This is a genomic window from Bradyrhizobium sp. HKCCYLRH2047, from assembly GCF_051168175.1.
Taxonomy (GTDB): Bacteria; Pseudomonadota; Alphaproteobacteria; order Rhizobiales; family Xanthobacteraceae; genus Bradyrhizobium.
Window position 1 is genome coordinate 24,552 of the sequence record NZ_JBNPUM010000007.1, and the last position, 24,026, is coordinate 48,577.

At 66.2% G+C, this 24,026-nt stretch carries 14 protein-coding genes; 8 read left to right on the top strand and 6 right to left on the bottom strand.

Annotation, left to right across the window (positions count from 1 at the left end):
* The first annotated feature begins 67 nt into the window (after positions 1-67).
* Positions 68-2,008, top strand: a complete 1,941-nt coding sequence (gene asnB, locus ACQR1D_RS17780; RefSeq protein WP_315802917.1) for an asparagine synthase (glutamine-hydrolyzing) — start codon at positions 68-70, stop codon at positions 2,006-2,008.
* A 46-nt stretch (positions 2,009-2,054) separates the two neighbouring features.
* Here asnB and ACQR1D_RS17785 read toward each other — a convergent pair whose 3' ends face one another.
* The 3 genes from ACQR1D_RS17785 to ACQR1D_RS17795 all read right to left on the bottom strand — a co-directional run bounded on the left by ACQR1D_RS17785 (position 2,055) and on the right by ACQR1D_RS17795 (position 5,336).
* A complete protein-coding gene (locus ACQR1D_RS17785) occupies positions 2,055-2,831 on the bottom strand; it encodes an SDR family NAD(P)-dependent oxidoreductase (protein WP_315802918.1) in 777 nt (258 codons plus the stop codon).
* Positions 2,832-3,037: 206 nt separating this feature from the next.
* Positions 3,038-4,309 (bottom strand): acyltransferase family protein, encoded by a 1,272-nt coding sequence (locus ACQR1D_RS17790; protein ID WP_315802919.1) that lies wholly within the window; start codon positions 4,307-4,309, stop codon positions 3,038-3,040.
* A 76-nt stretch (positions 4,310-4,385) separates the two neighbouring features.
* The gene (locus tag ACQR1D_RS17795; protein ID WP_434893922.1) at positions 4,386-5,336 is read right to left on the bottom strand and encodes a glycosyltransferase family 2 protein; all 951 of its coding nucleotides are present in this window, start codon (positions 5,334-5,336) and stop codon (positions 4,386-4,388) included.
* A gap of 180 nt (positions 5,337-5,516) precedes the next feature.
* Between ACQR1D_RS17795 and ACQR1D_RS17800 the strand changes: the two genes are divergently transcribed.
* Positions 5,517-7,568 (top strand): pectate lyase, encoded by a 2,052-nt coding sequence (locus ACQR1D_RS17800; protein ID WP_434893923.1) that lies wholly within the window; start codon positions 5,517-5,519, stop codon positions 7,566-7,568.
* A 30-nt stretch (positions 7,569-7,598) separates the two neighbouring features.
* On the opposite strand, the gene ACQR1D_RS17805 is transcribed toward ACQR1D_RS17800, so the two are convergent.
* Complete coding sequence (locus ACQR1D_RS17805) at positions 7,599-8,990, bottom strand: O-antigen ligase family protein (protein WP_434893924.1); 1,392 nt, start codon at positions 8,988-8,990, stop codon at positions 7,599-7,601.
* Positions 8,991-9,463: 473 nt separating this feature from the next.
* Between ACQR1D_RS17805 and ACQR1D_RS17810 the strand changes: the two genes are divergently transcribed.
* From ACQR1D_RS17810 to ACQR1D_RS17820, 3 genes are all read left to right on the top strand, one after another.
* Positions 9,464-10,495 carry a WecB/TagA/CpsF family glycosyltransferase gene (locus ACQR1D_RS17810; protein ID WP_316237929.1) on the top strand — a complete coding sequence of 344 codons (1,032 nt, stop codon included), beginning with the start codon at positions 9,464-9,466 and terminating at the stop codon, positions 10,493-10,495.
* A 168-nt stretch (positions 10,496-10,663) separates the two neighbouring features.
* Positions 10,664-11,698 (top strand): OpgC domain-containing protein, encoded by a 1,035-nt coding sequence (opgC, locus tag ACQR1D_RS17815; RefSeq protein WP_434893925.1) that lies wholly within the window; start codon positions 10,664-10,666, stop codon positions 11,696-11,698.
* 119 nt (positions 11,699-11,817) lie between these two features.
* The gene (locus tag ACQR1D_RS17820) at positions 11,818-12,078 is read left to right on the top strand and encodes a hypothetical protein (RefSeq protein ID WP_316180516.1); all 261 of its coding nucleotides are present in this window, start codon (positions 11,818-11,820) and stop codon (positions 12,076-12,078) included.
* Between the two features lie 66 nt (positions 12,079-12,144).
* Here ACQR1D_RS17820 and ACQR1D_RS17825 read toward each other — a convergent pair whose 3' ends face one another.
* Complete coding sequence (locus ACQR1D_RS17825) at positions 12,145-14,508, bottom strand: polysaccharide biosynthesis tyrosine autokinase (RefSeq protein WP_434893961.1); 2,364 nt, start codon at positions 14,506-14,508, stop codon at positions 12,145-12,147.
* A 326-nt stretch (positions 14,509-14,834) separates the two neighbouring features.
* On the opposite strand from ACQR1D_RS17825, the gene ACQR1D_RS17830 reads away from it, so the two are divergent.
* From ACQR1D_RS17830 to ACQR1D_RS17840, 3 genes are all read left to right on the top strand, one after another.
* Entirely contained in the window at positions 14,835-15,557 is a 723-nt protein-coding gene (locus ACQR1D_RS17830) for a response regulator (protein ID WP_434893926.1), read from the top strand.
* Positions 15,557-16,936, top strand: coding sequence for an ATP-binding protein (locus ACQR1D_RS17835; protein ID WP_434893962.1), 1,380 nt, complete (start codon positions 15,557-15,559; stop codon positions 16,934-16,936). Before ACQR1D_RS17830 ends, ACQR1D_RS17835 begins: the two co-directional genes overlap by 1 nt.
* Before the next feature lie 360 nt (positions 16,937-17,296).
* A complete protein-coding gene (locus ACQR1D_RS17840; protein WP_434893927.1) occupies positions 17,297-20,422 on the top strand; it encodes an NAD(P)-binding protein in 3,126 nt (1,041 codons plus the stop codon).
* Positions 20,423-20,430: 8 nt separating this feature from the next.
* On the opposite strand, the gene ACQR1D_RS17845 is transcribed toward ACQR1D_RS17840, so the two are convergent.
* Positions 20,431-23,496 (bottom strand): ATP-binding protein, encoded by a 3,066-nt coding sequence (locus tag ACQR1D_RS17845; protein ID WP_434893928.1) that lies wholly within the window; start codon positions 23,494-23,496, stop codon positions 20,431-20,433.
* Between the last annotated feature and the right edge of the window lie 530 nt (positions 23,497-24,026).

Here is a 24,026-nt window from a genome sequence, read left to right on the forward strand (position 1 = left end):
CTCGCGGGCGAGGCCATTCCGTGCCGTCCGTCATTTTGACGTCGCGCGTCTCAAACGGATTGTTCTGATGTGTGGCATCGCTGGGATCATCGGACGGGTGGACGACGACAACCGCGCCGCGCTGCAGCGGATGAACGACGCCATGCTCCATCGCGGTCCGGATGCCGGCGGAATTTGGACCTCGCCCGCGGACGAGCGTGGCTGGGGCGCGCTGCTGGCGCACCGCCGGCTCGCGATCCTCGATTTGTCGCCGGCCGGTGTGCAGCCCATGATCGACCCGGTCAGCGGGCACGTCATCGTCTTCAACGGCGAGATCTACAATTTCGCCGACCTGAGGCAGCGTCTGGTCGCCGACGGCCAGCATTTCAGCTCCACGGGCGATACCGCGGTGATGCTGCGCGCGCTCGGCCTGCATGGGCCGGAGGCGGTGGCGTGGCTGCGCGGCATGTTCGCGTTCGCCTGCTGGGATCCGAAGCAGCGCCGGCTGCTGCTGGCGCGCGATCCGCTCGGCATCAAGCCGCTGTACGTCGCCCGCGCCTCGAACCCGGACGCGGGGTGGTCGGTCGCCTTCGCATCCGAGCTGCGTGCTCTCCTGGCGTCGGGCCTTCTGGGCAGCGCCCAGCTCGATCCGCAGGCCGTCGCCAGCGGCGTCTGGAACGGTTTCGTGGTCGGCCCCGGTACCGCGGTGAAGGGCGTCGAGCTGCTGCCTCCCGGCCATCTCACCGCATTCGACGGCGTCGGCAACACCGTCCGCGATGAGGATTTCTGGTCGATCCCGGAGCGGGCTCCGGATCCGACGATGGATGAGGACCAGCTTGCCGAGATCCTCGAGGAGGGGCTGAGGCTGCACCTCGCCAGCGACGTGCCGCTGGCGGTGTTTCTCTCGGGCGGCATCGATTCCTCGGTCATGGCCAATCTGGCGCAGCGTGCGGCCAGGAGCCCGATCCACACCTTCACGCTAGCGTTCGAGGAGCAGGAGCTGAACGAGGGGCCGATCGCGCGACAGATCGCCGCCGCCATCGGCACCGAGCATCATGAGGTGGTGCTGACGGAGCAGCACTTCGTCGACAACCTCGATGCCGCGCTCGACAGCCTCGACCAGCCGACCTTCGACGGCTTGAACTCCTACTTCATGTCGCACGCCATCCGCGGCGCAGGCTTCACGGTGGCGCTGTCGGGGACCGGCGGCGACGAGCTGTTCGGCGGCTACACGTCATTTCGCGACCTGCCCATCCTGCAGCGATGGTCGGAGCGCACCGCCTGGGTGCCGGCCGGCGTCAAAGCCGCTGCGGCGAAACTGGCCGCGCAGATGCTGTCGCCGTCGCGCGGGACGGTGGCGCCGCAGACGCGCTGGGCCAAGCTGCCGGAGATGGTCCGGTGCGGCGACGATCTCCTGGCGCTGTACCAAATGGCCTATGCGCTGTTCCTCCCCGGCTTTCAGCGCGAGCTGCTCGCGCCTGATCTCGTCGACACGCTGAACGATGGGCTGCCCGCCGCGATGAGAGCGAAGATCACCGCGGAGACCCGTGCGCGCACCCCGCTGTCGGCGATCAGCGTCATGGAGCAGCGCCTGTTTCTCGGCGAGCGCCTGTTGCGCGACAATGACGTGGCGAGCATGGCGGCCTCGCTGGAGCAGCGGGTGCCGCTGGTCGATCAGGTGCTGTTCGAAAGCGTCGACCGGCTGCCCGATGCGACGCGCTACGCGCCGCTGCGAAGCAAGGCGATGCTCAGGCGGATCGGCCTGCGTGGCCTCGATCCGTCGTTGTTCGACCGGCCGAAGAGCGGCTTCGTGTTGCCGCTCGATCGCTGGATACGGCGCGGCCTGCAGGATGCGATGGACCGGACCCTGCGCGACCCGCAGGCGATTGCGCCGGTGGGGCTTGAGCCTGCGGCCGTGGAGCGCCTCTGGCGCGCCTTCCTCGATGGCGCGCCGGGGATCTATTGGTCGCGCGTCTGGTCGATCTACGTGTTCGTGCGTTGGTGCCACCGTCATCGCGTCTTCCACTGAGGCGCGATCGACATCAGGTGAGCGGGCTGCATCGAAGCGCGCGTGGTCAGGCTTCCGGCATGACGATTCCGCCGCACACTGGCACGCGAACGCCGGTCACGAAGCCGGCGAGGTCCGAGGCCAGAAACGCGATCATGTTGGCGACGTCCTGATCGTAGCCACGCCGCCCGAGCGGCACTGACCGCTCGTAGAGCGGCTGCACCTCGTCGCGGTCGCGGCGGTCCCTGTCGGAGATGACCCAGCCCGGGGCGACCTGATTCACCGTGATGCCATGCCCTCCGAGCTCCCGCGCCAGCGATCGGAGCATGCCGTCCATGGCGCATTTGGCCGCCGTGTATGGCGCGCGGTTGTGCAGGGCCAGGCTCGTCATCTCCGTGCCGAGAGAGATGAGGCGTCCCCATTTCCGCTCGATCATCGGTCCGGAAAACACCCGCGCGGTCGCCCAGGCCTGCAGGACCGAAGAGCGGAACACCTTGTCGAACTGGTCGGGTGTCTGCTCGACCACGGGACGTTCGTCGTACCATGTCACCGCATTGTTCACGACGATATCGACAGGACCGAGCGCGCGCTCGGTGGCGCGGCGCATGGCCTGCACGTCCTCGAGCTCGGCGACGTCGCCCGAGATCGTGCAGGCATGTTGCGGCTGAAGCTCGTTCAGCTCCTCGCACAGTCTTTCGGCGGCAGCCCGCGCCGTCAGATAATGGATCGCGACCTTCGCACCACAGGCCGCGAGCGTCCGGGCGATCGGCCGGCCGAGCTCTCCGGCCGCTCCGGTGACCAGCGCGACCTTGCCCGAGAGATTGATCTGGAGCGGGGACTTCAACGGGCGCAGCGCCGGATCGTCCGGCAGGGGACCGAGCGTGTTTCGCCGAATTCGTCGTGCAACCGCGCGCGCGATCCGCATCCACCCGTCCCCGAAAGTATTCATTCGCCCGGGTCGCAGTATTAAATGCGGGACTAATTATTTAAATTGCACAATTTGACGCATTTGTGCCGCAGCCGATCGAGCGGTGACGTGGGCCGATCCGCTCAGGATGCGCGCGGCGTCGGACTCTCGGCGAGACGGTTGCCGAGCGGCCAGTCTGCGCCGGACGCGTCATGCACCGCTCCGGCAGCAGGCGCAGGCCTGAACTTGTGCCGGAGCTGCCTGAAATACGGCTCGATGAAGCGCTCGATCGCCGCCGCGTAGATGACGGAGATCAGGAGCGCGAGCGGAAACAGGAGGTACGGCTTGGCGGCGATCGCGGGCAGGTTCTTGTCGATCGTTCGGATCACGACGTTGTGGATCAGATAGATCGCATAGGAATAGGTGCCGAGCGTCATCACCCAGGAGCGGTTGAGATCACGAAACAGCGGCGCGTCGGCGAAACGCACCGCGAAATAGAACAACGGCATCAGCGCCAGGCCCTGAAGGCTGTAGCGCGCGGTCTCCCGGAACACCGGATCACGGTAGACCAGCGAGACCAGCAGCGCCGCGACGGCGCCGGCCAGCAGCGCCCATTGGGCCGCCGACATCCGCCCCGAGGCAGAGCGCTGCCGCACCGGGTTCATGACCAGCGCCAGAATGCAGCCATAGGCGATCGAGTCGATGCGGGTGTCCGAGGCGTAATAGGTGCGGTCGGAGAAGAACCCAGGCGCATGCACGAGATGGAAGCGCCAGGCGAGGACGCCGAGACAGACGAGCCCGAGCAGCGCGCCGATGGTGCGCGGCCGCAGCGCCGATCCGAGCAGCAGCGTCATCAGCAAGGGATAAACGATGTAGAAATGCTCTTCGACCGCGAGCGACCAGAGAATGCCGGTGCCGTCGGGCACCGTGTTGCCGGGATCGAAGAACAGGCCGTAATAGTTGGCGAAATACAACACCTGGGCGGCCAGGCCCTTGACGGTCATTCCGCCGTCCAGCAGGCCGGCGGCGGTCAGGCCGTAGGCGATCGCCAGGGACAGCAGCAGAGGCGGCATCAGCCGGAACACGCGCCGCGCATAGAAACTGGGAACGTCGAGCCCCCCGGTTCGCTCATGCTCGGCCAGCATAAGCGTGGAGATCAGGAAACCGCTGAGGAAGAAGAAGATGGTGACGCCGAAGCCGCCGGGGACGATGGCCTGAAGTCCGGAATGGCCCAGCACCACGATCAGCACCGACAGCGCGCGGATGCCGTCGAGTGACGGAATAAGCGTGGATGCACTGCCCTTGATGTTCGTTCCGCGTGATGCCGCTGGCGCGGTCGCCCCGTCGCCGGGCGCCGTCATCGGCGGTAGAGCGGACGCGGCACGAAGGCGGCTGAGCTCGAGAATCTTGGCCATGCTGTCCAGACGGAGTCGGAGAAACACGTAGCTTCGTAATCGTCGTGTCAGTGCCGCGGCGATCGGTCGCCGAGCGTCATCGCGTGTCGGCCGCGGCGTGGCTGGCCCGCCAGAGCTGGGCCCGCTCCGCGTTGATCCGGGCGGTGGCGGCGCGCTTGCCCAGGCGCAGGCAGGCGTGCTGGTAGGCGCGGAGGAAGCGGCGGAATTCGAGATCGTCGTAGCGCGGCAGGCCCGTCAGCCAGCTCCGGAAATAGCCCCACAGCATCGCGGTGCTGCCGATCAGGGCGGGATAGGCCGGCAGGTGATAGACCGCCACCGCGAACTGATACAGCGGCGACGTTCCCATGAAGTACTGGCCAAAACCCTTGCGCAGCCGCCCGGTCCAGATGCCCTTGTGACTGGCGCCCTGCGGCCGCAGATGGATGAAGCGCAGCGCTTGGCTGTCGATGCTCTCGGCGATCCAGCCGAGCATGCGGCAGCGGTGGCAGTCGATGCCGTCCCACATCACCTGGCGCACGAAACCGCCGATCTCCTGGAAGCAGGCGACGCGGTAGAACTTGGTCATCCCGACCGACATCTCGTCGCCGCAGACCTCCGGCTCAAGCGCGCCGGTCTGGGGATGGACGAACCACGGCTTGCCCGAGGTGGTCCCGACCCGCGGATCGCTTTCCATCCGCTCCATCAGCAGCTCGAAGTAGCGCGCGGGCAGATCGAGGTCCATGTCGAGCTTGCAGAGATAGTCGAAATCCTCCAGCCGCACGCTCTCCAGCCCGGCATAGAACGCCTCGATCACGCCGGGCCCGACCTTGCGTCCGCCACGATCGGCGCGGCGGATCACGCGCAGATAGGGCAGGCGCTGGGCGTACTCGTCGAGAATGGCCGGGGTGTCATCGGTCGATCCGTCGTCCACCACGATCCACAGCGCCGGCGGCACCGATTGCGCAGCGACGCTGTCGAGAGTCCGGCGGAGGTATTGGGCCTCGTCCCGGCAGGGCGAGATGAGCAGGTAGCGGCGCGATGGCGTCACGTATCAAATCCCTTGCCGAAGGCGGAAGATTGCGACGAATCTCTGCCGAGCAGGGGCGTCGCCGGCCGCCTTTCAATAAATTAAATCGTGAATTAATATTATGTCAGGGCGCGTGTCAAAGTCATGGTGTTTTTAAATCGGCGCCCTCGTTCGCTGTGACCGGTCCTGCGAGAGGTTAACATGGATGGCATCGGCCCCGTGATCCCCGGCTGCACCCAGGCTTCGGCCCGGCCGGTCGCGCGTGGGACGCGCCGGATCGACGCCGCCTGCATCCGGGCGCTGCTCACGGCGGCGCTTGCCCTGCTGTCTGTCCGCGGCATTGCCGCAGCCGCCGAGCCGACCGCGTCCGCCGGGCCGTCACTGGCCGGCAATCTGCTGCCGGTGGAGCGTCTCGCAGCCTGGAATCCCGGGTTGATGTCAGCCGGCGGTATTCCGAACCGCACCATCATTTATCGCGCGCTGTCTCCGAGCGGGAGAGACGACAGCGGCGCGATCCAGGCCGCCCTGACCGCCGCGCCCGCCGGCCAGGTGGTGATGCTCGGCTCCGGGACGTTTATCGTCAACGAGCCGCTCCTGATCAGCCGGCCGGTGACGCTGCGCGGCGCGGGCGCGGGTGTGACCAGGCTGGTGAAAACCAACGGTGCACGGGCACGAACGTCGGCCGTGATTGCCGGCACCAAGGGAATCCTGACGCCGGTCGATCCGAGCACGTACAGCTATGATCCCAAGCCGATCATCATCGTCGGACCTTCGCGCTGGAACAATGGCCCCGACAGCAGCGCGTCGCAGGACCTGCTGGCCGACGGCGTTCAGGGAACGTCGACCGTGACCCTCGCCAACACCGCGAACCTGAAGCCGGGGGATTTCGTTCTGCTCGACGAGGTCTCAGGCGCATCGTGGCAGGCGACGCCGGCCGGCTTTCCGGCGGGAGCGAAGGTCTGGCAAGGCGATCGGGTCGCCTGGAACATGCACGATCCGGTTCAGCCGGGGGACGACAATGCCGGCGCGAATGCCGGAGGTCCATATGACCAGACCCCCGGTGTGCTGCCGAAGTCGATGTCGTGGTTCGCCCGGACCGACCGGGCGACCGCCGAGATCAAGGAGATCGCCTCGGTCACCGGCAGCACGGTGACATTCACCTCGCCGCTCACGATCAGCTATCGCAGGGATCACCAGGCGCAGCTCACGCCCTACAGCACCGACCCGAACAGCGGTCGCCACGCCGCCAATAATCGCGACATCCACGTTGCCAGGGTGGGTGTCGAAGATCTGAGCATCATCGGCGGGGCGGACGGCGCGTTGCGGTTCGAAGCCGCCGCTTATTCCTGGGCCAGATCCGTCGAGGTGACGCAATGGCTCGGCGAGGGCGTGGCGATCAACAATTCGTTCCGGATCGAGCTGCGCGACTCCTACATTCACGCCGGCTCGTGGCCGCAGCCGGGCGGGGCGGGCTACGCGATCAGCCTGGCGGCCGGCTCCTCGGAGGTCCTGATCGAGAACAACATCCTGGTCGATGTCTGCAAGAACATGGTGTTTCGGTCGTCAGGCGCGGGCAGCGTCGTCGGCTATAATTATGCCGACGACTCGTTCGATTTCGACAATCCCGGCTGGGTCGAGGTCGGCATCAACGCATCGCACATGGCCGGCGCGCATCACGTCCTGTTCGAAGGCAATCTGTCCCACAATGCCGACAGCGACTACACGCACGGCAACGCGATCTATCTCACTTTTTTCCGCAACCATCTCACCGGCCAGCGCCAGCGCTTCGTCGATCGCTCGGGCATCCGGGCCGTGGGTCTCGCCTACGGCTCGTGGTGGGATTCGTTCGCCGGCAATGTGCTGGGCCGACCCGGACGCATGGGCGGTTGGACCTACGACGATCCATCGATGCGGGACGGCACGGCCGCCTGGGGGCAGGGCGGTGTCGGCAACGTCTGGATGCTTGGCTACGACCCGGAGCGATGGACCATGGCGCCCGATCCGAAGACGCTGGCCACGGTGATCCGCGGCGGCAATTTCGACTATCTCACCGGCAAGGTGGTCTGGACCGACGCTCTCGCGGCGCAGCCGCTGCCGGCGTCGCTGTATCTCAGAGCCAAACCCGGCTTTTTCGGCGATCATCCGTGGCCCTGGGTGGACCCGACCAGCGATACCAAGCTGCATACGTTGCCGGCCAAGGCGAGATTCGAGGCGGGCGCGCCATTCGCGGCCGCGCCGGGATCAACGCAATAGAGCCGGCGTGAGACGTCCAACGGGTTTCCGTCAGGTGCGGACGCCGAGCCGCGGGCGCCAAGCCGGCCGTGCACGGCTCCAACGGGCAGGCCGCCTGTTCGCCGGCTGAGCGGCGGGCATGCTCTGTTGCGACCTCCGCCAGTATCGCGCGGCCTCGACCGTGACGAGCACGAACACCACCCAGGTCACGTCGAACGCGCGCAGCCACAGGGTTTCGAGCAGGTTGTAGAGCATGACGAACAGCGCGACGGACAGCAGGATCCACGCCCGCTTGTAGTCGTGCTTCATCACGCGGCCGATGACGTGAACGGTGGCCGCCAGAAAGACGAGGAGAAAGGCAAAGCCCACATAGCCCAGCTCCAGCATCGCATCGTAGTAGCCGTTGTGGGAGTTCGGCATGGCCTTCACCCAGCCGGGCGCATCGGTGATGCTTGGTGCGTCGGCGCCGACCAGCCAGAAGCTCTGATAGCCCCATCCCAGGAGCGGCCGCTTCGCGATCTCCAGATTCGAGAAGGCCCATATGGTCGTCCGGCCGGTGAAGCTGGAATCACCCGTCAGCAGATAGGCGATGCGGCCGGTCGTGAAGCCCGCGAGCTCGCCGACCACGAAGTAGCCGAGGATGATCGCCATCAGGATCAGAAGCGGTGCAACCCGCAGCGTTCTCGCAAGCGCCAGCGTCAGGACGGCCAGGATCGGGGCGACCAGAGCGAGGCCGAGCGCGGTCTTCGAACTGGACAAGAAGATCAGGACGACGGCAGCGGCGGCGACGATGATCCCAAGCGCGCGGCGCGTGCCGGGATAGAGCAGCTCGTGAACCGACAGCAGGAAGGCGATGGCAGCAAACTCGCCCAGCAGGTTCTTGCCCGAGAAGTAGCCCTGATAACCGATGTCGACCAGCGCGTTGCCGTACTGCGCGTAGGTCGCGTAGCCGCCGGGGATCAGCAGCACATTGAGGATCGCCCCCGCTGCAAAGCAGAGGAACATGCCGCGCAGGATGTCGGCGCTCGGCCTCGATAGCAGGGCGGGCAGCACGATGGCGGTGAGGACCATCGCTTCCTGGACGAAACGGACGAAGGCGAATTCGGGTTTGAATGCCCACGCAATGCTGGCGCCAGCCAATCCAAAATAGGCGCAGAGACTGATGATGTTGGGCGGAACGGCAAACCGCTCGCCGCGGGCGAGGCGTTGCATCGTAACGATGATGGCGACGGCCGCGAGAACAGGCCAGAAGACCCGGTTCTCGACCCTGCTCTCGAGCAAGCCCTGGAGTCCGGGCGATGGCGGGAAGCTGAAATAGATCAGCGGCTGAATGAGCGACGAGTAGGCGAAGGCGAGGACCGGAATCAGCGCGCAGACGTCGAACGTCCCCGCGGAGGCCTGCGGCCCGGCCGACATCGACGTGCTCGCTGCAATTCTCGGCATCAATCTCACTCGGATATTCGAACGGGGCGGCCCCCGGCAGCCGCCGGGAATACCGTCCATGATATTATCCAGAGATGAAATTAAATAAAAGAACCTTCGACGCGTGCTCGGAAGGTATCGCTGCGGACGCGCCGCAAATCTGCTCTGGCATTCACAAATAAATCGTATTAAATAAATCATGTGATTTAAAATTAAATAGTGGCTTTTAGGTCGCACGTTTTTCGGTCGGGGAGGTGCGGCAGGGGTCCGCGGCCCGGCATCCTCGTGCGGCGGGGCAGATTGAGGGAGAGCGGTTGATGCTGACCACGCATGAATTGCAGGAGCCGGGATCCTCCCTTTATCGCGTGGGGCGCTCCGGGGCGGGTCGCGATCGGCCGGAGGTCGATGCTGTCGCCCCGGCCGACGCCGCAATTCCCGACGACCTCGCGCGCGACGTCTATTGCGTCCTCGGAATACCGGTCGATGCCATCAACATGCGCGGCGTGCTGCGCCGCATCCGCGATGCTGCTCAACAAAGAACGCGGCTTCTCATTTCGACCCCCAATCTCAACTTCCTTGTCGCCAGCCAGTCGAACAGGAGTTTCAGGGAGTCGCTGATCCTGAGCGATCTCTGCACGGTGGACGGCATGCCGGTGGTCTGGATCGCCAGGCTGCTCGGGATTCCGATCAAGAGCCGGACGGCCGGCGCGGACATCTTCGACGCGCTGAAGTCGGAGGCCGCGCCGGCAAGCGCGCTGAAGCTCTTTCTTTTCGGTGGCCCGGAGGGGGCCGCCGAACGGGCCGCCCGGACGCTGAACGGTCAGTCGGCGGGATTGCAGTGCGTGGGCTGGTCGAACCCCGGTTATTTGTCGGCCGAGGAGCTGAGCCGGGATCACATCATCGACGAGATCAATTCCAGCGGGGCGGACTTCCTGGTTGCCTCGCTCAGCAGCGTGAAGGGACAATCATGGCTGCAGCGCAACCATGAGCGCCTCGAGATTCCAGTTCGCGCCCACCTCGGCGCCGCGCTCAACTTCCAGGCCGGCACCGTGAAGCGAGCACCGGCGTTCCTGCGCCGATCAGGCTTCGAGTGGCTGTGGCGCATCAAGGAGGAGCCCTATCTCTGGCGCCGCTACTGGAACGACGGCACGGCGATGCTCGGCCTCATGCTCACCCACGTGTTGCCGTTCGTGGTGTGGACCTGGTGGATGCGCCGCACGCATGAGCGGGGTGAGGCGCTGACCATCACGCAGGACTATGGGACACGCGCGGTCACGCTCAGCCTGTCGGGGCCCGCCGACTCGCGCCACGTCGACCGGGCCATTCCGGTTTTCCGCGCCGCGACGGCGTCCCGTAAGCCCGTCGCGGTCGATTTCTCCAACGTCTGCGCCATCGATGCGCGTTTCCTTGGATTGCTGCTGATGCTGAGGAAGCAGTTGGAAGCCCAGGGCTGTACCGCGACCTTCGTGGGCGTTTCGCCGCTGATGGCCCGCATCTTCCGCTTCGGCGGTCTGGACCGGCAATGAGAGGGGGAGGCCTGTCATCGGTGGCATCACGGCTTCAGCAGTCGATGGTTCGATGATCGCCGCCGCGACGCTTGCCCGCGTTGCGAAGGATTGTCGGAGTCGTCAGTCCCGCTGGCGCCCATCGGCCGATCGTCGCCCATGGTGCGGCGCATGTTCGGAGCTCGAGCGATGAGCGCAGCCGGCGGAAAGCGGCGCGAGCTTCTGATCGACTTCTATCGAAGCTGCGCGATGCTGTTCGTGTTCTATCATCACACGGCCAACGTCTTTCCGGACTCCGTCGATCTGTTCACGAAATTCAATCCCTTCGCCGAGCTGTTCGTCGTGATCTCGGGGTTCATGGTCGGGTACGTCTACCTGCACAAGGAGAGACACGGAGAACTCGTCGTCCGCGGCTTGAAGGTGCTCGCCGCCTATTTCGTCATCTCGGTGCCGGTCGCGATCGGCATGGCTGTTCTGGGGAACAAACGAGAGCCGGTGGGGCAGGCGATTTTCGACGTGCTGACGTTCCAGTCCGAGCCGACCGCCATCACGATCCTCAAATTCTACGGGCTGATCTTCCTGCTGCTGCCGGTGATCCTGCCGATGTTCAAGCGCAGCAGGCTCCTGGTGCTGGCGCTGTCTGCTGCGATCTTCGTGGCCTGCACCTGGTTCAGCAATACGAGCACGGCCGCCGAGCTCGAGAATCCGGCCGCCATACTGTTGCTGTTCTCGCTCCAGGCGCAGATGTTCTTCGTGGTCGGTATCTGGCTCGGAGATCTCCATCGGTCCAACCGTCTGATCGGACCCGCGTTCTACACGGCGCTGGCGGGGATCTTCATCTTCGGGCTGCTGCTCGATTACAGCCTCGGCTTTCCCAGCAACGGCGAAAAATACCCCTATCGGTTCGACAAGCTCCTCAACCTGCTTTGGACATTGCCGCTGCTGTTGGCGCTGCTGTGGGCGGTGTACGCGCGCACCCGGCGATCGCCGGCAGTCGCGCTCATCCTCAACGTCGGCCAGAACTCGCTGATCGCGTTCCTCGGGTCGGAGGTGGTGCGGCAATCGGTAAAACTCGCGCTCCTCCTGGGCGGCGTCCACCCGCAGGTTTACGGCCAGACCGTGATGGGTCTGTTCGATGTCGTCCTGGTGACCGCGGTGCTTTGGCTCTACCGGGCGCACTGGCAGAACCGCCAGACAATGCTGCACCCGCTCAGCGGGCCGTAGGCGCATCTTTCGCCTGAAAGTGTTGCTCCGATGCGCTTGTTCGAATCTTCCCGGGCGGCTTAGCTCATCGCTAACCATTGGCCGCTAGCCTCTCGAGACGCCCGAGGAGGCATGAACTGATGTGGGTGATAGCGCTTCATTTTGCAGCCGGAGTGGTTGCCGGGACGATGTTCACGGTGCGCACGCTGCTGGCGCTTGCCGCGATCGTCTTCATGGAGTGCATCGCCGCGTCGATCATCAGCGGGCTGCCGGCCGCGCTCTATGCCGGCGCCGGTCTGGTTGCAGTCCAGGTCGGCTATCTCTCAGGGATCTACGTTCGCAGCGCTCTGGAGCGTGCCGGCATCGCCCAGCCATCCATTCGCGCCGAGCACCAGCGCTGACGGCCGATCGATCTCCGTCATCGGTTGCCGTCCATGGCGCGCACCGGCCGGCGCGCGCCGATGGACCTACTCGGCCATCACGCTCCCGTAACGAGCATAGTATTTATGGTTGTAGTAGTCGCCGAAGTGATTGGCGTAGCGCTTCAGCGCCTTCATGTCGGTCTTGTTGAGCACGACGCCGAACAGGGCATCGTAGACGTTGGGCGCCGTGTTCAGCGCATGCTCGACCACCTCGGCGGGCGTCCGTCCCCATTCCACGACAAGGACGAAGCTGTCGAGCAGCGCCGAGATGGCCCGCGCATCGACGACGGGGGCGAGCGGCGGAAGATCGACGATGACGTAGTCATAGGCTTCGCGGAGCTGCTCGAACAGCTTGCGCATCTGCTCGTTGCCGAGGATATCGCTGGTGTCGCGCTGTGCGGCGCCCATTCCGGGCAGAAAATCCAGGCGCGTCACCGGGTCGGTCCAGACGGCGTCCGCGAGCTGACGCCCTCCCGAGACGATGTCGGCGATCCCGGTCCCGGCATCGGGGGCGAGCATGGCGGAGAGCGACGGATTCCTGAGGTCGCAGTCGACCACGATCACCCGCTTGCCTGAATTGGCGACCAACTGCGCCAGCGACGCGGCGATGACGGACTTGCCCTCGTTCGGCAGGGCGGACGTCAGTCCGAAGACCTTCCGCGACGTCCGGTTCGGGTCCTGGTCGATGGCGACTTTCAACGAGCGGATGGATTCGGCGAAGCGCGAAGTGGGCATCGCGGATGCGGCCCAGCAGGTCCCGGGGCCTCTTGAGACCATTCGCTGGCTGCCGTCCGGTTCGACCTTGGCGACGGCATTGGCCGTCGCTTTCTTGGTGAACTTGTCGACTTCGCCTCGTTTGAGCAGAGGGACGACCGAGAGGCAGGGCAGGCGCAGGCGATCCTCGACCTGGTCGGTCGTTCGAAAGCTGCGGTCCTTGGCCTCTGCGAGCAGGCCAAAGCCGCCCCCGAGCGCCAGGCCGCCGAACAGGCCGATCGCCATCAGCACGATGGACTTCGGCTTGATCTTCTTCTTCGGTGGTGTGGCGGCGGAGATCACACGCGCCTTGGCGATCGGGAAGGAGCCCTGCTGGACCGAGCCCATGTAGCGCTGAAGGAAGGTGTCGTAGAGCGCACGATAGCTCTTGGCGCTCGTCTCCAGCTCGCGGATGCTGACCTCCGCGGCCCTGGTGTCCTGCGACTTGCCAACGGCTTGCGCCAGCTGCCTCTCGATCTCCTGCTGCTGCTGCTTGGCCTCCGCATAGTCATGCTTGGCGACGTCGGCAAGGCGCCGCACCTCGTCGAGCATGGCCTGACGGATGCTCTTCATCGTCGCACGGATATTGACGACGGCGACGTGATCGTTGCCATATTTCGCAGCATATTCGTACTCGCGCTTGGCGTTATCGAGATATTGCTGACGCAGGCTGTTGATGATCGTCGTGCTGTTGGAATTGCTCAAGGAGAGGCCGTCCGGCGGATTGAGATTGCCGCTGAGTTCCGCCGGGGAGAAGTCGGAGACGGCGGCAATGCGGTCGACCGGCATATCGGCATTGCTCGTCGCGAGCATGTCGTCGAACCGATTGAGCCGGGTCATCAGCGAGGCGGTATGGGTGCGCGCCGCCACCAGACGGTTGGTGAGTTCTGTGACCTGCTGCTGGTCGATGAGCTTGCCGTCGGCCGAGACGATGTTGTACCGGCTCTTCAGCTCGTTCACGGCGCGCTCGGACCTCGTCGCATCGTTGCCGAGGTCCTGCAGGCGGTCGTGGAGCCAGGCCGTGATGGTGCGCTGCTCGTTGGCCTCCGCCTTCAGCTGCTGATCGAAATACTCCTTGGCGATGGCATTGGCGATCATCGCCGCCCGATGGGGATCGCTGGCGCTGAAATCGACCTCGACGACCGAGCTGGTGCCGATCCTGAAGGCGTTCATCCGGCGCTGGAATTCATCGAGGAGATCGTCCGCGGACGGCGTGCCGGGCTCTGCTGCCAAGCCGACGAGCCTGCGGACCGCGTTGACCGCATCATGCAGCGGGCTGCCTTTACCGTTGAAGTCGGGGTCGTCGGCCAGGTTCAACTGCTTGATGACGGCGGTCGCGATCGACTTGGATTTCAGGATCTCGATCTGCGATTCCATGTCGAGCGGCGGCTCGTCCTGAACCGCAGGTTGCGGCTGCACGGCCGCGGCCTTCGAGGTGCCCAGCATGATCTTGACGTCCGCCGAGTAGGTCGGCGGCAGGATTTTCAGCAGGGCGAAGCTGGCCAGGAGCGAAAGCACGGTGGTGATCGCAATCACCAGATAGTGCCGGCGCAGGAATCCCAGTGCCATGTCGAACGGCCCGGGTCCATTCCGGTCCCAGCCCTGCTCCTGCTGAGGGGGGTAGGCAGCCGTGCTCGCGTTGGGATTGTGCAGCATGTTTTGAAGCTTCATCAGTTGCGTTTCGGACGTCGGAGCCGTCCGATTGCCTGCGAGAACGAGAATTTATATATTCGGAGCCATTAAATGATCTGGGACTGCCGCTTAATTTAATTTATATTAAATAAGGTTTTGCTCAGCAAGTGGCCTTTCGAATTAAATATCGCCGGTGCGGAGCGCGCCCGCGCGCCCGCAAGGGCTTATCCGGCCGGCGGATACCGGCGTCCCGCTCGCCTGCGTCTCGGTATTTGGCCGTGGCGTAACGGTGGGTAACAGCCGTCGCCGGACCATTGCCAAGCCACGGGTTTTGGGCATCAGTCCTGGCGATGAGCATGCCTGCGGCCACGCTTTTGATGGTGGAGGACGACCCGGAGATCAGCCGGCTCGTGAGCGATTTCATGCGCCGGGAAGGGTTCGAGATCGAGGTCGCCGCCACGGCGGCGGCGATGGATGCCGTGCTGCGGCGGCTGCGGCCCGATCTCATCATTCTCGACCTGATGCTGCCGGGGGAGGACGGGCTTTCGATCTGCCGCCGGCTGCGGCAGAGCGACGACATTCCCATCCTGATGCTGTCGGCCAAGAGCGACGAGATCGATCGCGTGGTCGGGCTGGAGCTCGGCGCCGATGACTACATGGTCAAGCCGTTCGGGCCGCGCGAGCTTCTGGCCCGCGTCCGCGCCCTGCTGCGGCGCACCCAGGCGAGCCCGCCGCGAGACGCAAGCCGGCGGTTCGGTTTCGACCGCTTCGTGCTCGACGTCGATGCCCGCAGCATCGAGATCGTGGATGCGCAGGCCGCGCCGGTCCAGCTGACCTCGGCGGAGTTCGACCTGCTCGCCTGCTTCGTGCAGCGGCCGCGGCGGGTGCTGAGCCGCGACCAGATCCTGGACTGGACGCGCGGCCGCTCCGCCGACCCGTTCGACCGCACCGTCGACATGCTGATCTCGCGGCTGCGGCGCAAGCTCGAGGCCGCAAGCCCGGGAACGAACCTGATCACCACCGTCCGCAACGGCGGATACCTGTTCACGGCGACGGTGAGGCCGGTGGCGTGATGATGCGGCTGACGCTTGCGATGCGTATCGGCCTCATCGTCATCATCGGCCTGTTGGCGATCTGGATCGTCACCCTGGCGCGGTTCTACCGCGCCCGTACCGCGGAGCTCGAAGGCGCCACGCCGCTGCCGATGCGGCTGGCCGCGCTCACCGAGCTGATCGAGCGAACGCCCCGGACGGAGCGGGGCCGGGTCGTCGATGCCGTGTCCTCCGACCGCTTCGAGGTCCGGCTGGTCGGGGCCGACGCGGCGGTCCGGCTTCCGCGGACGGAGCCCGCGCGGGTCCGGTCCGGATTGCGCGAGGCCTATGCCGAGGCGCTCGGTGCGCGCCCGCTGGCCATCACCTCCGTGCCGGAGCCGGAGGGGCGGTGGTTTCCGCGGCTCTCGCGGGCGCCGCAGAATGCCCTGGAGTTTCGCATTGGCTTGAACGGCGGCGACGTGCTCGTCGTGGATTCGCGCTCGTCGCTGGTGCTGACGCAGCAGGGGCTGCCGATCGGACTCGGCGCGGGTCTGTTCGGAACGGTCGTCGCGCTGTTCGCGCTCCTCATCATGCAGCGCGAGACGCGGCCGCTGGCACGCCTTGCCGCCGCTGTCGACCGGGTCGACCTCGGCGGAGCGGCGGTGCCACTGCCCAACGTCCGCCGCAACGCGCCCGAGGTCCGCGCCGTGGTCACGGCGTTCGGGCGGCTGCAGGACCGGCTCGCCGATCTGATGCAGGCGCGCATGGCGCTGGTCGGCGGCATTGCTCACGACGTCCGCACCTTCGCCACGCGGCTGCGGCTGCGTATCGACCAGATCCCGGACGACGCCGAGCGGCAGCGCGCCGTGGTCGATATCTCCGACATGATCCGTCTGCTCGACGACGCGCTGCTCGCGAGCCGGGCGGGGGCCGGCGAACTGCCGCAGGAGCTCATCGCCTTCGACGAGCTGGTGCGGGCCGAGGTCGATGATCGCCGCGCGCACCGGGCGCGGGTGCGTCTCGACCATGCGGGCGATGGACGCGAGCTTCTGATGCTCGGTGACCGCGTCGCGCTGCGCCGGATCGTCGCCAACATCATCGACAACGCGCTCAAATATGGCGAGGCTGCACATGTCTCGCTGCAACGCCAGCCGGAGCACGCCGTGCTGACGGTCGATGACGAAGGGCCCGGGATTCCCGGCGACCAGCGCAAGGCCATGCTGGAGCCGTTCACGCGCCTGGACACGTCGCGCAATCGTGGCACCGGAGGAGCCGGGCTCGGACTGGCGGTGGTGCGGACGCTGGTGGAGGCCCATCGTGGCAGCATCGAGATCACCGACGCGCCGCGCGGCGCCCGCATCGTCGTGCGGCTGCCGCTGTTTCTCGACGGGCCCGGCGATGTGCATTCCGATCTGACGTGATCGATGGCAGCGTGGTGATCGGAGCACTGTCTTCAGGCGGTGGCAATTCGCCGTTCTTCTCGCAAAAGTTGAGACAGCGACGTAGCGGGCGGGAAGGACGCGGCGGCCTGGTCTTCGCCTTACGCGACGTCGACGATGCGCCCGCTTGATGATCGCGTGGAGATTGTGATAGGTATTCGATGCATCCTCATTGCATCGCCACGCGGATTGAACTGGGCGCGGCGCCGATTTTGTAAACCCATCGTACCGAATCTCATTCAACCGCACGGTCCGCGCGGACTGCGGACCCGTGCGCCGATGGACGACGTCGTTCCGGCCTAGCCGGGCACGAACGTCCGGGGGCAGGGCAGGATCATCGACATGGCAGCAAGAAAGACCCGCGTGGCGATATTGGGCGGCGGCATCGGCGCGTTGAGCGCGGCCTTCGCCTTGAGCGAGATCGATCCGCGCGGCGAGCTCTACGAGATCACCTTGTATCAGCTCGGCTGGCGTCTCGGAGGCAAGACCGCCAGCGGACGCAACGCCAAGCAGGGACAGCGCATCGAGGAGCATGGGCTGCATATCTGGGCCGGCTTCTACGAGAACGCCTTCACCATCCTGCGTGCCGCGCTGAAGGCACTCGATGCACCGCCGAGCGATCCGATCAGGACGATCGATGATGCATTCAAGCGGCAGAACGAGATCTTCTATGCCGAGTATACCGACGACCAATGGCTGCCCTGGCCATTCTGGTTTCAGCCGGATGTCGACGAATCGGTCTATCCCGGCCGGGATAGCCTGTGGGCGCCCGCCGACAACATCGTGCCACCGCTTTTGACCCTGCTGCTGCGGACCATCGCCAGCATCATCTTCAACCTGAACTACTATCTCGAGGATTGGCCGGGTGACCTGAATGCCGAACTGACGAAGGCGATCGCCGCCATGCCCGCCGAGCGGCGGGCCCGGCTGGCGGCCGTCCCGTCCAATGGCAAGGGCCATCCGCTGCTGCTGCTGGCTCACCGCGTCGGTGAGAAGCTGCACAGTGACGTCGAAGCGATCCGCCGCGATGCCCAGGGCGACATGGCGGCGCTGCTCCATGCGTTCCGCGGCATCGTCAAGGAGCATCAGAAGATCGATGGCCTCGAGGAAGGCCTGCGCCGGCTGTTGATCCTCACCAATCTCGGCATCTGCATGCTGCTCGGCATCATCGAGAACGACTGCCTGACGGACGGGCTGGAAGTCCTCGACAGGTTCGAATTCCGCAGCTTTCTGGCGCAGCAGGACGAAGAGGCTGCCAACAACGCCATCGTGACCGCTCTCTATGAATACATCTTCGCCTTTCGCAGCGGCTCCCGCGAGCCGTCGGAGCAGCAAGTGTCTGCCTGCTCGGCCGTTCAGGGACTGCTGCGGCTGTTCTTCACCTACAAGGGCGCGTTCTTCTATAAGTCCGTCGTCGGTATGGGGGATACGATCTGCACCCCGATCTACCAGCTGCTGGCGCGGCGCGGCGTGAACTTCAAGTTCTTCCACAAGGTCACGAGTCTCGAGCCGACCGAGGACGGTAGCAACATCGCGACCATCCATATCGACAAGCAGGTCGAGTTCGTCGATGGCAAATATGATCCGCTGGTCCTGGTGAAGAACTACTGGTGCTGGCCGTCCGAGCCCAAATGGCAGGAGATCGAGAACGGCGAGTACTACGCGCTGAAGGGCTATAATTTCGAGAACGCCTATGGTCCTCCCAACCCGCCGCAGCCGCCTCCGGCGGCACGGCTCAGCCTGCAGCTCGGTCAGGATTTCGACCAGGTGGTGCTCGGTATCGCGGTCGGCGCGCTCGATGAGATATGCCGGCCCTTGGTGCAGCAGAAGCCGGCCTGGGCCGACATGGTCGGCAATCTCCCAACCGTGCGCACCATGGCGCTGCAGCTCTGGCTCGACTGCCCGGTCGGGGATCTCGGCGGCCCCTATGTGGCGCCCGGACCGTCGCTGGAGACGATGGGGCCGATCGTCACCACCTGCAAGCCGCCGCTCGACACCTATTCCGACATGTCGCAACTGCTGCCGGCCGAGGACTGGCCGGCGCCGGGACCGCGCTCGATCGCCTATTATTGCGCCGTCATGAGCGACAAGAGCGCGCCGGACAACGAAGAGCTGGCGGCGGATTATGTGAAGAGCGCATCGAAGGACTGGATGACATCCTGGCTCGATACGTTGTGGACGAACATCGGCAGCGGCAGCTCGTTCCGATGGGATCTGCTGCACGCGCCGAGCGACATCAGCGGATCGGCGCGGCTCGATTTCCAGTTCTGGCGCGCCAACATCAATCCGAGCGAACGCTATGTGCTGAGCCTGCCTGGCACGCTGCGGCACCGGATGGAGCCCGGCAAGTCCGGCTACGACAATCTCTTCCTCGCCGGCGACTGGACCCGTGTGCCTGAGATCAACGCCGGATGCGTGGAGGTCGCGGCGATGTCCGGCCTTGCCGCGGCGTCGGCGCTGTCGGGCGTCTACATTCCGATCGTCTCCACCAGCCCCGAGCCGTACATCACCAACGCCTATGTTAACTACGCCGGATGGATCACGCTTCCGCCGGCGCCCTATCTCTGCAACGACTCGACCTTCTACGGCTTCGCCGTGCCGGCAGACCTCGGCGCCTGCCAGCGGTTTCTCGACCGCTCCTTCAACCGCGTCGCCGGCCGCGACCAGTTCCGCGTGATGCTGGACATGGCCTTCGTCAACGTCATCCAGGTGCGCAAGAGCCAGGCCGCGACGTCGCCCTTCGCGGAGCAGGGGACGATGTCCGAGACCGATATCGGGCTGTGGCTCTTGGTCGGCAGCTATGAGCGGGGTGCCCTGCTGCCGAAATCGATCGGCTTCGTGCCGGCCTATCTGTTCGTCGACAATGCCTGGTCGGTGGTTGCGGGGCAGGAGGTCTGGGGCTTTCCCAAATATCATGCGACCATCGTCCAGCCCGCCGGCGCGCCATCGAACGACCCGTTCGACGTCTCGGGGCTGGCGATTGCCTGCTACGGGCCGGATGCCCATGCCTGCCAGCAGCGCATCATCCGAATCGAAGGCACGGACGGATCGCCCCCGACCGCGACCGCGGTGGCCTCGCCGGCGGATGCGTTCCGGCGGCTCTGTGCCGGAGCCGACGACGAGCGGCTGAAGCAGGCGACGACCGGGCCCGGCATGGCGTCGTTCCTGGGCGGCGTCTGGGGCCTGCCGATTCCCGTGTTCTATCTCAAGCAGGCGCGGTCGGCGGACAGTCTCACCGCGGCGAGCTACAAGACGCTGTTGAACGGCGCGCTTGACCTGACGGCGCTGCGCAGCTGGCAACTGCAATCGGGCAACTGGACGATCGAGATGAGCGCGCTCGACAGCCTGCCGTTCATTCGCGACCTCGGGCTCGGCACGCCCGTCGACGGCAAGCTCGTCCTGACCGCGACCACGCGCATCTGGGCCGAGATCGACTTCACCGTCGCGACGGCCACCCCCATGGCCTGAACAGGTCGTCACGCCGATTGTCGCCTCGGCGCGTCATCATCGACGGCGGCGAGCCGCGCCGCCGCCCGGCGCAGGAACGCCGCCGCGCCCTGCGCCTCGGCCACCGTGACGGCCTCGCGCAGCGCGGCCGTCACCTGGCCCGGCGCATGATCCGGAACGGCGGCCAGGATATCGGCGCGCCGCCGATGCAGCGGCGACAGGAAATAGCCGTCGCCATAGCGCCGCGCGGCGTCGATCGCCGCATCGATCGTCTGCATCGCCTCGGCCGTGTTGCCGACGATCAGTTGCAGGCCGGCGACCTCGCCGAGATAGAAGCAGGAGAAATGCATCATGCCGAGCGTCTGGAATGCCGGCAGCGCCTCGCACGCCGCCGCCAGCGCCTCGTCTGGATTCCTGCCGAGATGGCCGCGGGCGTGCGCCTGCAGGCTGCCCGCCACCAGCTGATAGAGCGGATAGCCATGGTCGCGGCAGATGCCCAGGGCCTCCTCGGTGGCGAGGAGGACATCCTCATGGTCGCCGCGTGCGAGCTGATAGAAGGCGAGCCACGACAGCGCCCAGGCGAGGTCGAAGGGACGTCCGAGCCGGCGCGCATGCGCGATGAGGTCGCTGGCGACCGCGGCCGCACCAGCGTCGTCGCCCATCGCATGCAGCACCTGCAGCAGCGAGGCCTGGGCGGCGACCAGCGGATCCTGCGAGGACAGTTGCGGCAGCCGCGCGCCGTCCGACGCCTGATAGAGCTGCACCGCGGCGGCCAGCAGCCGGCGCGCGGCGGGGAGGTCGCCTCTGGCGAACAGAATGTAGCCCAGCGCGACGCCGCTCTCGATGCGATGCTCGGGAAGGCCGGTCTGCTCGCCGATTCCCAGGCACAGATGCGCCATCTCCTCGGCACCATCGAGATCGCCCGCGATGATCAGGAAACTGCAGATGCCGCGCAGCACGGCGAACAGGCCGGCGGTGTTGCCGAGTGCGTCGCAGATCGCCCGTGCCTCGGACAGGGCCTTGCCGACCTCGGGGACGGTGTAGCCGCGCGAGGCGGCGAGGCTGACGGCAAGCCCGATCAGGAGCTCGAGCTCCAAGTCGGCGCGCTCGCCGTCGGCGGATTGATGACGCAGCAGGTCGAGCGCCGTTTGCAGATGTCGCGCCGCTTCGACATGCGCGGCGCGCGAGGCGGCGCGCCGGCCCGCGGCCGCCCATAGCGGGATCGCTTCGGCGATCGCGCCGCTCTCGGTGAAATGGTAGGCCAGCAACTCCGGCTCGGTGTCCCGCGTCTCGGGAAAGCGATCGCGCAGCACCGCGGCGATCCTGCCATGCAATGTCTGGCGTTCGCGCCGGAGCAGGGACTCGTAGGCGGCGTCGCGGATCAACGCGTGCTTGAACGTGTAGAGGCCGTCGGGCGGCGCGCCGCTGCTCTCCACGAGGCCGGACTTGACGAGCTGATCCAGGCTCTCGCCGAGCCTGGCTTCGGGCTCCGCCACGATGGCCGACAACAGATCGTAGCTGAAGCGGCGGCCGATGGCGGCACCGAGATTGGCAATCCGGCGCGCCGGCCCCAATCGGTCGAGCCGCGCAACCAGGGAGTCCTGCAGCGAGGCGGGAATGGCCACGCTCGCATGGCCGTCCCGCGCGGGCGCCGCGGAGGCTTCGACGACGTACTTCGCCAGCTCTTCCAGGAATAGCGGAATGCCTTCGCCACGGCTGACGATCTGGCGCAGCGTCGCTGCCGGCAGCGCGGCCGAGGCGGCCACATGGGTGCAGATCCGCTCGGCGTCGCCGTGACTCAATCGCCCGAGCGGGAGCCGCGTGACCTGCGGGCTCGCGGCCCAGGGCGGCTCATATTCGAGCCGGGCCGTGACCACGATCAGCCAGCGGCGTTGTGCGGCGCGCCGGATCGCCCGATCGAGCAGCTCGAGCGTGGTCGTGTCGCTCCAATGCGCGTCTTCCAGCACCAGCAGCGCGGGCCCGGTCGGCACCATCATGTCGATCAGCCGGAGCAGCGTCTCCCGCGTGACCTCCGAGCGCTTCTCGACGGTCATCGTCTGCAGCGGACTGTCCGGCTCGGGAGCGACGCCCAGGATATCGGCGAGCACGGCGCGCGCCGTGGCGTCGCCGACGCCGTGCTCGTTCATGAAGCGATCGAGCTTGTCGCGACGCGTCGCTGCACCGTCGGAGCGGTCGAAGCCGGCGATGAGCGCGAGCTGCTCCGAGATCGGATACAGCACGCTGTCACAACGGGTGGGGCTGCAGTGCCAGATCATCTGGAGCTGGGAGACGTCGGCCACGCGCCGACGCAGCTCCTCGACCAGCCGCGACTTGCCGATGCCCGGCTCGCCATGGAGCAGCACCACCTGTCCGCTGCCGAACCGCGCCGCCGCCCAGCAATCGAATAGACGCGCCAGCTCCTGGTCGCGCCCGACCAGAGGGGAGCTTTCGCCGCGAATGCGGGCGTGGAAACGGCTCGCGACGGCGGCTTCCTCCAGCACCTCGAACGCCTCGACCGGTGCGGCGAATCCCTTCAGCGCGAACGTGCCGAGATCGCGGAAGTTGAACATGCCGCGCGCGATGCGCTCGGTGGTCCGGGCCACGACGATGCTGTCGGGGGCGGCGATCGATTGCAGCCGCGCCGCCAGATTCGGCGTCTCGCCGACGATGTCGACCGGGCGGCCGTCGGCGCGGGGCATGAGGTCGCTGACCACGACGAGGCCGGTGGCGATGCCGATGCGCAGGCGCAGCTTCTGTCCATGCGGGGCCTCGAGCCGGCCGACGGCGTCGCGCAGCGCGATGGCGGCGCGGATCGCGGTGGCTGCATCGTCTTCCCCCGCGCGCGGATAGCCGAAATAGGCGAGCACGCCGTCGCCGGCATATTGCGTGATGGCGCCGCCATGGTGGCCGATGACGTTTTCGCAGGTCGTCAGGAAGGCGTCGATGACGCTGGTCATATCTTCCGGATCGAGCCTGACCGTGAGCGAGACGGAGCCGACGAGATCGCAGATCAGCGCCGTGACCTGCCGCCGCTCGGCGCGATGCATGCCGAGCAGGCGCGAGCTCGTCGTCGTATCGGATGACGGCTGTCGCAACGCCCCGCCACACCCGCCGCAGACGTCCGAGCCCGGTGGATTGGGCCGACCACAGGTTTCACAATCCATCTGCGTTCGGGCTCCCGGACACGACTACGGAATGCGAATGAGCGCGAAGCGCGGAGCTTGCGATGAGGGCGCGATCGCGGCGCCCGTATCGACCGACGTCGCGCGCCGAGCGCGAAGCATCGGTTTGCGGTACTGGCATTTCGAGTGCGACCAGGACCGGCTGATCATGTTCAACTCATAGCGCATTCGTGGCAGAGTAGCAACGGTGCCGGATTGCTCGCGGTCGCTCCGGGGAGGGGGGAACGATGTCGGACGGCTCCCTCGGGTGTCCTCGATGCCGGCGGGACCGTTCAAGCCTGCGACGATTTGACATCAATGTGGAAGCATCAGGTCGCCTCGCTTGCGGAAAGGCGCGCATGATCGCGCGATCCCGCGGCGGATGGCCCGTCCGGGTGATGCGTCGTGAGGCCCTCGGAAAGCGTGAGGGCGCAGGGAAGGCCGGACCTCGACTGAGGCCCGTG

Bases quoted from the DNA above. Each gene is read 5' to 3' on its own strand.
- asnB (WP_315802917.1), top strand. From the start codon at position 68: ATGTGTGGCATCGCTGGGATCATCGGACGGGTGGACGACGACAACCGC.
- ACQR1D_RS17790 (WP_315802919.1), bottom strand. From the start codon at position 4,309: ATGGCCAAGATTCTCGAGCTCAGCCGCCTTCGTGCCGCGTCCGCTCTA.
- ACQR1D_RS17800 (WP_434893923.1), top strand. From the start codon at position 5,517: ATGGATGGCATCGGCCCCGTGATCCCCGGCTGCACCCAGGCTTCGGCC.
- ACQR1D_RS17805 (WP_434893924.1), bottom strand. From the start codon at position 8,990: ATGCCGAGAATTGCAGCGAGCACGTCGATGTCGGCCGGGCCGCAGGCC.
- ACQR1D_RS17810 (WP_316237929.1), top strand. From the start codon at position 9,464: ATGCGCGGCGTGCTGCGCCGCATCCGCGATGCTGCTCAACAAAGAACG.
- opgC (WP_434893925.1), top strand. From the start codon at position 10,664: ATGAGCGCAGCCGGCGGAAAGCGGCGCGAGCTTCTGATCGACTTCTAT.
- ACQR1D_RS17820 (WP_316180516.1), top strand. From the start codon at position 11,818: ATGTGGGTGATAGCGCTTCATTTTGCAGCCGGAGTGGTTGCCGGGACG.
- ACQR1D_RS17825 (WP_434893961.1), bottom strand. From the start codon at position 14,508: ATGCTGCACAATCCCAACGCGAGCACGGCTGCCTACCCCCCTCAGCAG.
- ACQR1D_RS17830 (WP_434893926.1), top strand. From the start codon at position 14,835: ATGAGCATGCCTGCGGCCACGCTTTTGATGGTGGAGGACGACCCGGAG.
- ACQR1D_RS17835 (WP_434893962.1), top strand. From the start codon at position 15,557: ATGATGCGGCTGACGCTTGCGATGCGTATCGGCCTCATCGTCATCATC.
- ACQR1D_RS17840 (WP_434893927.1), top strand. From the start codon at position 17,297: ATGGCAGCAAGAAAGACCCGCGTGGCGATATTGGGCGGCGGCATCGGC.